Source organism: Maribellus comscasis (genome assembly GCF_009762775.1).
Lineage (GTDB): Bacteria > Bacteroidota > Bacteroidia > Bacteroidales > Prolixibacteraceae > Draconibacterium > Draconibacterium comscasis.
This window is the reverse complement of sequence record NZ_CP046401.1, coordinates 6,881,894-6,894,810: the sequence shown is the minus strand read 5'-3', so window position 1 is coordinate 6,894,810 and position 12,917 is coordinate 6,881,894. Positions and strand designations below refer to the sequence as shown.

8 protein-coding genes are annotated in these 12,917 nt (G+C 40.1%); all 8 read left to right on the top strand.

The window, feature by feature from the left end; translation table 11 throughout:
- Nucleotides 1–9 precede the first annotated feature (9 nt).
- The 8 genes from GM418_RS27665 to GM418_RS27630 all read left to right on the top strand — a co-directional run bounded on the left by GM418_RS27665 (nucleotide 10) and on the right by GM418_RS27630 (nucleotide 12,879).
- On the top strand, nucleotides 10–1,413 hold the full coding sequence (locus GM418_RS27665) for a DUF3748 domain-containing protein (protein WP_158871037.1): 1,404 nt from the start codon (nucleotides 10–12) through the stop codon (nucleotides 1,411–1,413).
- Nucleotides 1,414–1,434: 21 nt separating this feature from the next.
- A complete protein-coding gene (locus tag GM418_RS27660) occupies nucleotides 1,435–2,511 on the top strand; it encodes a PHP domain-containing protein (RefSeq protein WP_158871035.1) in 1,077 nt (358 codons plus the stop codon).
- Between the two features lie 129 nt (nucleotides 2,512–2,640).
- A complete protein-coding gene (locus tag GM418_RS27655) occupies nucleotides 2,641–4,857 on the top strand; it encodes a ligand-binding sensor domain-containing protein (protein ID WP_158871033.1) in 2,217 nt (738 codons plus the stop codon).
- A 341-nt stretch (nucleotides 4,858–5,198) separates the two neighbouring features.
- A complete protein-coding gene (locus GM418_RS27650) occupies nucleotides 5,199–6,521 on the top strand; it encodes a glycoside hydrolase family 28 protein (protein ID WP_158871031.1) in 1,323 nt (440 codons plus the stop codon).
- Nucleotides 6,522–6,541: 20 nt separating this feature from the next.
- Entirely contained in the window at nucleotides 6,542–7,717 is a 1,176-nt protein-coding gene (locus tag GM418_RS27645) for a glycoside hydrolase family 172 protein (protein WP_158871029.1), read from the top strand.
- A 19-nt stretch (nucleotides 7,718–7,736) separates the two neighbouring features.
- Complete coding sequence (locus GM418_RS27640; RefSeq protein WP_158871027.1) at nucleotides 7,737–10,055, top strand: hypothetical protein; 2,319 nt, start codon at nucleotides 7,737–7,739, stop codon at nucleotides 10,053–10,055.
- A gap of 38 nt (nucleotides 10,056–10,093) precedes the next feature.
- On the top strand, nucleotides 10,094–11,869 hold the full coding sequence (locus GM418_RS27635) for a purple acid phosphatase family protein (RefSeq protein WP_217447612.1): 1,776 nt from the start codon (nucleotides 10,094–10,096) through the stop codon (nucleotides 11,867–11,869).
- Nucleotides 11,870–11,877: 8 nt separating this feature from the next.
- The gene (locus GM418_RS27630) at nucleotides 11,878–12,879 is read left to right on the top strand and encodes a metallophosphoesterase family protein (RefSeq protein ID WP_158871023.1); all 1,002 of its coding nucleotides are present in this window, start codon (nucleotides 11,878–11,880) and stop codon (nucleotides 12,877–12,879) included.
- Nucleotides 12,880–12,917 lie beyond the last annotated feature (38 nt).

The window sequence follows — 12,917 nt, the reverse complement described above, 5'->3', positions numbered from 1 at the left end:
GCTGGCTAAATGAAAAGAAAACTACAATATAACAGTTTAACAGCATTTTTATGGCTAACGGGATTAGGGCTTACCGGATGCATAGCTGAAAATCAAAATAGAGTTTTACAAATAATAATGAAAGAAAAACAAATATCGTTTTCGGATAAAAACCATGCACTGGACAATAACGACAACTTTTCCCCCGATGATAACTTTTTATGTTACGACACCCGGGGCACCATTTTTAATGAAGATATTGGCAATTGTAAAACCATTGAAAAGATTGAGATTGCAACAGGGAAAGAAACTATTTTGTATGAACCTGAATCGATAACGGGCGAGCAGGCAGCACCCGGAGTTGGAGCAGTGTCATGGCATCCGTCGGAAGAAAAAGCCATTTTTATTCATGGTCCTCTGCTTGAAGAAGTTAAAAAAAGAGGATATTATGACAAGCCAAACCGAACCGGTGTGGAAGTCAGCACTGATGGAAAAGGAGCAATAACAAAAGTTGATATGCGTAATGTTTCAACAGAAGGGCCTACCATTCCGGGGGCACAACGGGGAGGAACACACCGTCATGAATACTCCCGAAACGGGAAACGAATTGGATTTACTTACGATGATTTTTTGATAACTGATATTGACCGGACCATTGGTTACATGGAAAAAAACCAGGATTCTCCAAAGGGTTACACGCATTATTTTTCAGTAATTGTCAAACCTGCCGGAAAAGGTAAATCAAAAGCCGGAGAGATTGAAAAAGCATATGGAGATTCGTGGGTCGATTCAGTTGGAACTATGCGTGCGTTTATTGGAAAGGTACGTGCCGGGAATGGACTGGATTATGACACCTCTCTTTTTGTTGCTGATATTCCCGATGATGTGGATATAACATCAGCATTTTCCGGCGATTCAGACACGTATCCGGAGCCACCGGCTGGTATTCAGATTCGCCGTTTAACTTACTCCGGATCAGTTTCAGGTATTGTAAGAGGGTCTGCAGATGGAAAAAGGGTCGCTTATCTGGCCAGCGATAAAGAAGGAGTTAAACAGATATTTGTTATCGACGCCGATGGTTCAGAACTTTCTTCTGACAAAAGAAAACAACCTTTGCAGCTTAGTCATTTTTCCAACGACGCTTCCTGTGTGCGCTGGCATCCATCCGGGAACTGGGTTTTTTCGGTGGTTAACGGAAACATTGCCGCTTCATGTACAAAGCCGGGGAATAATTTTGGCAAAAGTGTAATGTTAACAAACGACAAACAGGACAGGACTCAACTGGTGGTCTCAGGAAATGGAGAAATGCTGGCATACAACATCTTTCAACCAAATAAAAATACGGGTGAAGAACGCGGGTATATGCAAATATTTGTGATGGAACTGACTGTTGATGAATTAAATGATGTTTTTAATATTCAAAAAGAAAAATAAAAAACCAAGAAAATTTGTATTATGAAAAGCTTATTTCAGGTTTTAATAATGATAATAACATCCGGATTTATTTTTTCGGGATGTTCATCAAAATGGGAAATTAATAATCCGTACGAAAATGTGGATTGGGAAAACCACAGTAAATATAAGGCCAATTTGCATACCCACACCACACGGAGCGATGGAAGAATGAGTCCCCAGAAAGTGGTGGACAGTTATCACAGTTTGGGGTATAAAATACTGGCGATTACAGATCACAATGAAGTTACCTATCCCTGGACAAACTTTTCTGAAATGTTGCCCGGCGAATCCGCTCATGAACGACTTGAGCGGGGAGACATAACATCAGATGAACTGGTTTTCGAAAACCGCAATCCTGCGGAAATGGAAATATTTGCTATTCAGGGAAACGAAGTATCGGCTCCCCATCATACTGGGAGTTATTTTTCTGATTATCAGCAGCAGCCCGGAGATGAAAATATTGCGTTGGGAGAAATTGGCAAAAAGAACGGGCTTGCACTATTAAATCATCCGGGGCGCTACACAGCCCGAAATCCTGAAAAATATAATGTTAGCTGGTATGTTGACATATTTAACAGTTATGATTTTCTTACAGGAATGGAAGTCTATAATCAAGGAGATCGGTATCCGCATGACCGTGAACTTTGGGACAAAGTTTTGAAAAAAACGATGCCCGGGAGGAATGTTTGGGGTTACTCAAACGACGATTTCCATGCAGGAATGGAAAGGTTGGGACGTAATTGGAACGTATTTATTTTGCCGGAATTAAACGAAGAGTGGATTCGGATAGGAATGCTTGAAGGACGTTTTTTCTATGTTTATGCGGTTAATGGGCACAATGGTACTGAAGTGCCGGATATTAAATCGATTGAAGTGAATTCAAAAAAAGCAACAATTGAGATTGTGTCTTCCGGACAGGACTCAATTCGTTGGATTTCAGGAAGTAATATAGTAGGGCGAGGTGGAAGATTAAGTCTCTCTGAAATTCCGGAACTATCGGGTTATGTGCGTGCTGAGATTTTTGGCCCGGAGTCTGTCACCGGAACACAGCCTTTTGGAATAAGAAAAGCAGATTGAAATTTATGTTTAAATCACTTGCAACTTGTTTGAACTTAATGTAAAGAAGATAAAAATTAACACTCTAAATTATGACAAGTAAGGTAAACAGAATAGATTTTTAAGAAAAGAGAAATTAAAATTATTGAAATGAATATAAAATTGAAAACAATATTTACACTGCTGTTGGTTGCTGTATTGGGCACAACGTTCTGTTTTGGACAACGTTCAAATATTTACATTGCTGATAAACCTTTTGTTCAGGAGTATAGCATAAAATATAATTTTACAAATGAGCGCGTAACACTAAACAGTGTGGTTTCCGATCGTAACGGGTATATACAGGTACTTTCCTCTCACGGATTGTTGCGTCCAAAAGCCGGGCAGTTTTTGTTTCCCGGAGAATTGGTAAATGATGTGCAATATCGCCCAACATCAGACAAAGGAATTACAGACGCAGATATTTATAAAAATCAAATAATATACATTGATGATAAAGCAGTTTTGAGTAATGCGTGGGCAGGGAATTTATATTCCCGGCATGATTTACCCAATGCAAAATTATTTTCAGCAGGTCAGGATTTTACATTTCTGATAGCCGACGAAATGGAACTGAACTTGTTAAAAGATTCGGAAACACTATGGGAAGGAAGTTTAAATAACGAAATTCAGGATATAAAATATGACTCGGAAAATGACCATTTTTTTATATTGAGTGCCGGAGAAATTTATTCATTTTCACCCAAAAATAATAAACTGGAACTTGTTCTTCAAAATGATAAATTAACCTGTATTGAAGTAGCAGGTAAAAAAGTTTTGGCCGGAACGTCTGACGGTTTTTTTGAATTTGATGCTAAATCGAAAAAGCACATTAGTCAGATTGAAAAAAACTTACCGTGGCCTGAAATTACAACAATAAAATCGGTGGATGGCGAAACCTGGTTTGGCTCAACACAAGGGGCTTTTAAACTTGAAAAAAACGATAAATTCAGCTATTACGCCTCCAAAAGATGGCTCCCTTCTGATAATGTGATTGATATTTCAAAAGGCCCCGAAAATTCAGTTTTGATTTTAACCGATGCCGGTTTGGCAAAAATTTGCAGAAAAGAAATGACATTGTTCGACAAAGCCATGTTTTTTGAAAAGCAGGTTCGTGAACGTCATATACGTAACGGTTTTAATGCTACTGTTTCAGGCATGACTGAGGGTGATGTAACAAGCGGAAGTATGGAAACTTCGGATAACGATGGTTTGTGGACCTCGATGTATCTGGCAGGAGAGGTTTTTCGCTACGTAGTAACAAAATCGGAAGATGCCTTACAAAATATCCGGGAGTCACTCGATGCGATGGAACGTTTATATACAATCAACGAAATTCCGGGTTTCCCATCACGTTCATTTGAACGCCGCGGCTATAAATATCACGATAAAAAGTGGCGAAGAACCGAAGACCCCGAATGGGATTGGAAATCCACAACCAGCAGTGACGAAGCCATCGGTCACATTTTTGCGTTTAGTGCAATCGCTGAATTGGTTGATGATGCCCAATTGAAAAGTAAAGCCATTTTGTTGATTGACACCTTAATGGCAACAACAATAAAAAATGACCATTATTTGGTTGACTGGAACGGTGAGCCCACAACCTGGGGGCGCTGGAATCCGGAATATGTTAACGCGCGCCCGATTATGGTGGGTGACCGCAAAATTAATTCATCAAATTACATCGGCATGCTTCAGACAGCTTATCATTTTACAGGAAAAGAAAAATACAAAAAGACAGCGTTCGGTTTGATGGAGAAACATGGTTATTTGGAAAATCTCATGCGCCCCATGAGTGAAATTGGCCGGGCTCCTGAAACTGCTGACGATTGGAGCAGAATGTTGTCCGAAAGCTGGAATCACTCCGACGATGAAATGTATTACTGCGGATACTGGGGCTTGTACCGTTATGCGTTTAACGATGAATTAAAAGCAAAATACAAAGAAGCAATTGTTGATCATTGGGAAGCAGAGCGGCCAGAAAAGGAAGGCTTATGGAACATTATGACTGCAATTGTTGGTGATAATGATTATGATCTTGAAGAAGCAATCTGGTATTTGCAGGAATACCCGCTCGATTTGGTGAACTGGACAGTAAAAAACAGCCACAGAAAGGACATTGAACTTATTCCTGAAAATTTTAGAGAACAAACAATAAAAGAGGTTCTTCCGCCTGATGAACTGCGAATTTCACGGCATAACGCCAATCGTTTTGATTTGGATGGTGGCAGTGATGGCCGTTCGGAATACAGCGCCGGAGATATTTGGTTGCTTCCCTATTGGATTGGGCGTTATTTAGGCGTTATTGGAGAACCTGTTCAAAAATAGTTTTTAGTTACAACTGTGTTTTTCTGGTTTGGTTAAACACAAAGACGTACCAATAAGAAAATTTGCGGTACGTCTTTTCTAAAATCTATTAATAAACTATTGGGAAATGAGAGGGTTTTAGCAAGAGTATTCAAACTAAAAAGAGTTCTTAAATGCTGGTTCTGTAGAGGACAGTTTTTCTTCGGTTTAAACATTAATTTTAGCAGTATGCTATTAAAATTGAACGTTGATAATAATGGTGAATTAAAAATGAATAATACAGCGGCTTTAGCCTAAAATTTTAATTTTTATCGGACAGTAATGATTAATTTTATGTGTTTTCTAAATAAAAAAATAAACCGATGAACATAAAAGTTTTTACAGGAATTGTATTTCTTTGTTTGGCGACAGTTAGCGCAAAATCACAACAACAGGATTGGAAAGTTGATGCTTCTGTAATTCTGGAAAAGATAAGTGAACCTGATTTCCCTGACAGAATCTTTAAAATAAGTTCAGAAACTGTAAAAGAAAATGTTGCGGATGTAATTAACAAGAAAATAGACGAATGTTCCAAAGCCGGAGGTGGCAAAGTGGTTTTGGCATCCGGAGAGTATTTTTGTGAAGGTCCGCTTATTCTGAAAGACAATGTAAATCTTCATCTGGAAAAGAATACAAAACTTGTTTTCAGCCAGAAGCCGGAAGACTATTTGCCAGTTGTTTTGGTTCGTTGGGAAGGAACAGAAGCCTGGAATTATTCACCTTTTATTTATGCTAGCGATGTTGAAAATATTGCCATAACCGGCAAGGGAATTATTGACGGAAATGGCTCTGCTGAAGAAAGTTTCAGAGAATGGCGGCCACTGCAGAAAAAAGACCAGAACAAACTGCGTGAAATGGGGAAAAATGGCGTTCCGGTTAATGAGCGGGTTTTTGGCAAAGGCCATTTTCTGCGACCGCAATTGATCCATCTTTTGAATTGTAAAAATATTTTGCTCGAAGATATTACAATTAAAAACGGGGCATTTTGGCTCATTCAGCCAACTTATTGCGATAACATTACAGTTAGGGGTGTAAAAGTTGACAGTCGCTTTATAAATAACGATGGTGTTGATATTGATTCGGATACGAACGTGCTCATCGAAAACTGTAATTTTAATACCGGCGACGATTTTGTTGCAATAAAGTCGGGTCGCGATCAGGACGGGTGGCGAGTGAATAAACCCAGTAAAAATATTTTAATCCGGAACTGTGTTTCGGAAAACTGTTTGCACGGTATTTCCTTTGGGAGTGAACTTTCCGGCGGAATTGAAAATGTAATTTGCCAAAATCTTACTTTCAAAAAGGTTCGAAGTTATGGTGTTCAATTTAAGTCAAATAAAGATCGAGGGGGCTACCTGAAGAATGTTATTCTTGATAATATTCAAATAGACACCGCTGAAACCTGTATCAGTTTTACCAACCAGTATCATAGTTACAGTGGCGGAAACAATCCCACCGCATTTGAAAATATTCTGATTCGGAATTTGAAATGTAACATAGCTCAGGAAAAAGCCATAAGTATGATCGGTTTACCGGAGATGCCCATTCAAAACGTAAAACTGGAAAATGTAACCATTCAAAAATCGGGAGAACTTTCGGTCGTCGACAATGTGATTAATATGAGTTTTATAAACGTAAAATACTAACTAATCCAAAAAACTAAAAAATGAAAACAAAAGCTACTTTAATTATTGTTGTGCTGCTTATTGCAGTTTTTGCGTCAGCTCAAAAAGCGGGTAATTTTAATGGAATGGATTTGAATATGGGCAACCTGTATCGTCTCTCCAATGCCGAGTCCCGATCGATAAGCCCGGAGAATTTTACCGGCGAAAAAGGAAAAGGAGGAATGGCAACATTGGAAGAAGGAAGTGCTGCCCGGGCAGCCCGCGAGTTAGGACAGGGCTGGAAAGTTAATCCCTACGTTTTAATCGAACCGGGTGAAACTTTTGTTTTGGCTGAAATAGAAGGAGAAGGTGTAATTCAGCATATTTGGATGACACCGGCCGGCGATTACCGCGGAAATGTTATCCGGTTTTACTGGGATGGCGAGGAAACACCCTCAGTGGAAGTTCCGGTTGGCGATTTCTTTGCCTCCGGCTGGGGTTCGGGCTACGAACCACAGATCAACTCTTTTGCGATTTGTGTGAATCCCAGAAGCGGCTTTAATTCTTACTGGCAAATGCCTTTTCGAAATAAATGCAAAATCACCATGGAAAATACTGACCAAAAAGGTTTGCGTTTGTATTACCAGATTGATTATTCATTAACGGATGTTCCCGAAGATGCAGCGTATTTTCACGCCCAGTTTCGCCATGTGGATGCTTTGCCGGAGGGCGAAGTTTTTACTATTCTTGATGACATAAAGGGAGCCGGCCAGTTTGTTGGGATGTATCTGGCTCGTGGCGCATTTAATTCAGGATGGTTTGGTGAGGGCGAAGTGAAATTTTTTATCGATGGCGATAGCGAATTTCCAACAATATGCGGAACCGGCGAAGAAGATTATTTCTGTGGTTCGTACGGATACAACGATCGCAGAAATGAATACGATTATGAAGTTTATACGCCGTTTAGCGGGCCCTACACCGGATTTCACTATTTCAGGGATTTAAGGAAAAGACCCAAATACCGAAGTATGATTGGACAGTATCGCTGGCATGTGATGGACCCGGTTCGTTTTAAAGAAGATATCAGAATTACGATTCAGAGTTTGGGCTGGAAAAGTGAAGGACGTTATAAACAACTGGAAGATGAATTGTCGTCAGTAGCATATTGGTATCAATCAGAACCGCACCAAACATTTCCGGAAGTTCAGGCTTTCGAGGAACTGGAAATAACAAAATAATAAACAAGAAAAGTGAAATATGAGGTTCAGAGACAGAATTGCAGTTTTAATTTGCGCATGTTTTATTCTTTTTTCAGAAATACTTTCCGGACAGCAAATGTACGGGAGAAAGCAACATATTTGGAAACCGCAACAAGATGAGGTTTATCTTCAGGAAGTTGCTGAAAAGATTAGCACAAAAAAACCGCTTCAAAGTGTTGCTGAATTAAACGGAACATGTTATGTGGTGTTAGACGGAAAATTACAGGTGTTACATAATGGTAATTTGTCGCCTGAACCTTCAGCTCCTTCCGGAATTCAAAAAATACAGAACGAAAATAATTCCCTTTGGGCACTTACTTCTGACGGAATCTATTTACGGAAAGAAAGCAGTTGGCAAAAAATAGACGATAAAGAATATGTTGATATTTGCACGCACAACGAAGCAGTGCATGCCGCTACAAAAAATGAAATTTACCGTTTTGACGGAAAGAAATTTAAAAGTACAAAGCCTGAACATGGATATTATTCCAGTAGCATGACCATGGTTATGGAAGATGGTACCCAGCTTCACGCGGATCCGGTAGAATTGGGTCCCATTACTGAAATTGAATCTTACAGCGGAACATTGTACGTTTTGCGCCCCGGCCAAATAGTATTGTTTGACGGTTTGATTGTTAACGAAGATTTTATTGACTGGGGTTCGTTGCCTTCAAAAAATACGGGTGAAATGCTCTCGCTGGGCAGTAGGTTATTTATAAACACCGACCGCGGACTGGCTGTATTGCGGGGAGCAACTTTAACGACATTAAAAGGAGAAGACGGACTGCCGGTAGAAAACACAAGCTGTCTGACAAAAGGTTTTGATGGCGACATTTGGATAGGAACCCAACAGGGCGCCGTTAGAATGTTGGAAAACGAGTGGCACTATTTTGGAGCCGGACTGTGGCTTCCTGATAACAATGTAAACGATATTGCCGCCGGTGACAGCGTGGTTTATATTGCCACCGACGGAGGCTTGGGAATTATAAAATACGAGCCTTTTACCTTGCAAAAAAAAGCGGATTATTATGAACTTCATTTGGAAGAGTGGGGGCATAAAAGACTTGGATTTATTCATACTTTGTATCAAAAAGAGGGCGAATGGGTACGTGAAATCAGCGACAACGACGGAGGACACACATCACCCTATCTGGCGGCAATGAGTTATAAATATGCGGTAACCGGCGACGAAGAGGACAGAAAACAAGCTGTTGATGCTTTTAAAGCGATGATTTGGCTGGAACAAATTAGCCCTGTGGAGGGATTTTTTGCACGGGCCATCTATTCTCCCGGCGGCGACAAGGACGAAATGTCGAAACACGGCTCCGGTGGTTTGCCTGCCAAATGGTACAAAACTTCTGACGGGAAATGGATTTGGAAGGGAGATACGTCAAGCGACGAAGTCATTGCTCACTTCTATTCTGTTTCTATTTTTTACGAACTGGCTGCCAAAGGCAAAGAAAAAGACATAGCAAAGGAACATTTAAAACGAATTGCCTCGTATATCATCGATTGTGGTTGGGTTTTAAACGACATGGATGGAAAACCAACCCGGTGGGGACGCTGGAATCCTGAGTATTTGCTGCGTCCTTATGGTTATGTCGATCGGGGAATTAATGGTTTGGAAGCACTCGCTTTTACCAAAACAGCCTGGGCATTGACCGGCGATGAAAAATTCAAAAAAGGTTATCAGCAGTTGGTGGATTGGGGATATCCGGAAAATACGCTTCGCCAAAAAAATGTGTTTCCACCGGAAAATATCGCAACTTGGGATGATAATCATGCATTCCGCAGCTATTATACACTGCTGCGCTACGCCGAAGATCCCCGTCTTCGGAATATGTATTTGAGGAGCCTGGAACGAACCTGGGAAGTAAAACGGATGGAGCAAATCCCGTGGTTTAATTTTGTATACGGTGCAATTACCGGTAACGACTGCGATGAAGCGAAAATGATAAAACATCTTAGGGAATGGGTACTGGATTGTACAGAATACAGTTACCAAAACTCACATCGCGACGATCTGTTTATTGAGCCTGGTTATATTTCCTATGAAGGAGGAAGAAAAAGAATTTCTCCGCGGGAAATGAGTGTTACACGTGCCAGCCGGAGCCCGATAGATTTAGATGGAGGTTCTAACGGCAGACGGGTGATGGAACCGGTTGGTTTTCTTCGCGATTACTGGATGGGACGCTATCACGGTTTTATTGAGGCTCCAACTGCTACCGATTCTGAATTTATCTCGGTAAAAAGAAACAGAGAAATACAAAAAGGGGCTAAACCATACAAAGGTGAACAAAGACCCGAAATTTTTTAAAATACATAAAATAAAAAATTAAGGAAAGAAGGATGAGTATGCGACGATTGATGAATTTGAGTTTTGGATTAGCCTTTTTAATTTATGTTCTCTCAGCGTGTGAGACAAAAGAGCAGGAAAAGCATTTATCTGTAGAAGGTGTGATAGATAAGGCTATTACAGTTCTGTATCAAACCCGTAATGAGGAAGAACTGGCAGCGTTGACAAATGAACAGGCGTTTGCGCTTTTTTCAGAAGAAGAAAAGCAAACTCTGTCGTCTAAGCACTGGATGTTTGATGTAAGTGTACCTGTTGTTGTTTCTGTAATTCGAAGTATAAAACAAAAAGATATTCCGTTTTGGCTGGAAAATGGTGGATTTACAAAAACCGGAATGACCCTGAAAAATGAAATGACCACCTACGAAGTATGGCAAAAAGAATTTGATTCAGGGAGAGTTGGGCTGGGTATAAATGGTTTCGGGAATTATGGCTTGCACTATTTTGTTTCTGTTGGTCCGCAAAATAGAGACGATAAATTGGTTTTGAGCAATTTTTTCCCCGAAAATCAATATGTGGGAACAATGGATAACGGAGCGTTTACCTATCACGACTGGGATGAACTGGTATTGGAAGATGTACCTGCAGCGTTGCAAGGACAAAAACTTTTAACAACGATTCGGGGAAGAGGTGTCGAAACACATTTGGTTGGCGCGTTTCGGAAAACAATTTATCCTTCATCCGCTATTCCCGATCAGGTAATGCTAACCTGGAGTTCCAATCCCGCAACGGGTATTGATATTCAGTGGCGTACAGATACAACAGTTAACAATGGCAGTGTTGTTTATTGGGAAGAGGGCAGCAGTGAAATGTTTTCGGTTAATGCAGAGAGGTATACGATGGAAGATTTAAGGTTGATGAACGATCGCTTTTGTAATCGTTTTACGGCTCAACTCCGGGGTTTAAAACCAGGAAAAAGATACGAATATCAGATAAGCCCAGAGAATGAATGGAACGAAAAATATAAATTCACAACCGAAGAAGAAAATGATTCATTCTCATTCATCTGGTTTGGCGATACTCATTATTCACCTGAATGGGGTAAGGTGGCCAATGTTGCGTTCAGAAATCACCCGGATGCCGCGTTTTATACAATTGCCGGAGATTTGGTAAGCGATGGCCTGCATCGCGATCAGTGGGATGAACTGTTCGCATATTCCGAAGACATTATTAGTCAGCGCCCTTTTATGAATGTGCCGGGAAATCATGATAACCGTCTCGGACTTGGTGCAAAAATGTATCGTGATATGTTTAGTTATCCTGGCAACGGACCTGATGATGTTAACCAGGAACAAACCTATGCATTTACCTATAAGAATTCTTTGTTTTTAATGATTGATGCCACTTCACCAGTTGAAAAGCAAACGACGTGGATAGAGAATCAATTAAAAAATTCAGATGCAATCTGGAAGTTTGCAGTATTTCACTTTCCACCCTACAATTGGGAAGAACCTTATTTGGATATTCAAAAAGAATGGGTGCCGGTATTTGATAAATACCACGTTGATATGGTTTTTGGAGGCCATATCCACTATTATATGCGCTCAAAACCTTTGAAGAACGGAGATGTGGTTGCATCATACAACGATGGAACAGCATACATTATCTCGATTGGTATCCCTTCAAAAACTGAAGATTTTATAAATGAGCCTTATGCAGAGCTTAGAAAAATGGAAGGGCAGTTTTATCAGTATATTGAAATCGACGATAATCAGTTGATTTATAAATCTGTAGACTCAGATAATAATGTAATTGACTCATTCAATTTGAAGAAATAAGGTAAATCATGAGAAGCATTTTTATTCTGTTATTATTGTGTGTATTTCCCGGGTTCATGTTAAGTGCACAAAATAAAGTTGAATTAAAATTTAAGCCAGACGGTGAATTCAAAATCATTCAATTTACTGATACTCATGTAAATATTCAAAAAGGTCAGAATCTTGATATTTTTGAACAATTTCAGAAGATTATTGAATTAGAAAAACCGGATTTGGCTTTGGTTACCGGAGACGTAGTTGCAGAAGATGAATGGGAAGAAGCGTATCCTTTTTTTGTAGCGCTTTTTGAAACAGAAAAACTTCCGTGGGCTGTTGTATTTGGAAATCACGATTCAAAAGACAGCGCTTCGCGTGAAGCTATTGCTTCATTCCTGGAAACTTTACCTTTTTGTTTGAATGTGGCTAATGACGGGGGTGCCACCGGCAGTTCCAATTTTGTACTTCCGGTTTATGGTAAATCGGAAAAAGCAGAAGCGCTTTTATATTGTCTGGACTCAAACTCCAGAAGTACACTAACGCCACGTGTTGATGGTTATGGCTGGTTCGATTTGTCGCAAATTGAATGGTATAACAGAAACAGTAAAAAGTATACACTCCTCAACGACGGTGAACCCTTGCCGGCCCTGGCCTACTTTCATATACCGCTTCCGGAATATGATTTGGCCTGGAACGATAAAAGCGCCTCAAGGATTGGAAAAAAGAGGGAGCCAATTTGCTGTCCCGATATTAATACCGGAATGTTTGCTGCAATGGTTCAATGCGGAGATGTAATGGGAACTTTTGTTGGGCACGACCATTATAACGATTTTGTAGTAAATTATTACGATATTGCCCTTGCTTACGGGAGGGCATCCAAAATCAGAAACCAGAAAAAGCCGGGACTGGGGAGCAGAGTGGTTGTTTTGAAAGAAGGAAAAAGAGAATTCGATTCCTGGATTCGCGAGGGAACAGGCAAAAAATTGCAGGAATGTACATTCCCGGGTTCCTTTGTAGAAAATACATCAAAGTAGTTGATATTAGGAAATTTACTAAATGAAATAAACTTGAT

Bases quoted from the DNA above. Each gene is read 5' to 3' on its own strand.
- GM418_RS27630 (WP_158871023.1), top strand. From the start codon at position 11,878: ATGAGAAGCATTTTTATTCTGTTATTATTGTGTGTATTTCCCGGGTTC.
- GM418_RS27665 (WP_158871037.1), top strand. From the start codon at position 10: ATGAAAAGAAAACTACAATATAACAGTTTAACAGCATTTTTATGGCTA.
- GM418_RS27655 (WP_158871033.1), top strand. From the start codon at position 2,641: ATGAATATAAAATTGAAAACAATATTTACACTGCTGTTGGTTGCTGTA.
- GM418_RS27645 (WP_158871029.1), top strand. From the start codon at position 6,542: ATGAAAACAAAAGCTACTTTAATTATTGTTGTGCTGCTTATTGCAGTT.
- GM418_RS27640 (WP_158871027.1), top strand. From the start codon at position 7,737: ATGAGGTTCAGAGACAGAATTGCAGTTTTAATTTGCGCATGTTTTATT.
- GM418_RS27635 (WP_217447612.1), top strand. From the start codon at position 10,094: ATGCGACGATTGATGAATTTGAGTTTTGGATTAGCCTTTTTAATTTAT.
- GM418_RS27650 (WP_158871031.1), top strand. From the start codon at position 5,199: ATGAACATAAAAGTTTTTACAGGAATTGTATTTCTTTGTTTGGCGACA.
- GM418_RS27660 (WP_158871035.1), top strand. From the start codon at position 1,435: ATGAAAAGCTTATTTCAGGTTTTAATAATGATAATAACATCCGGATTT.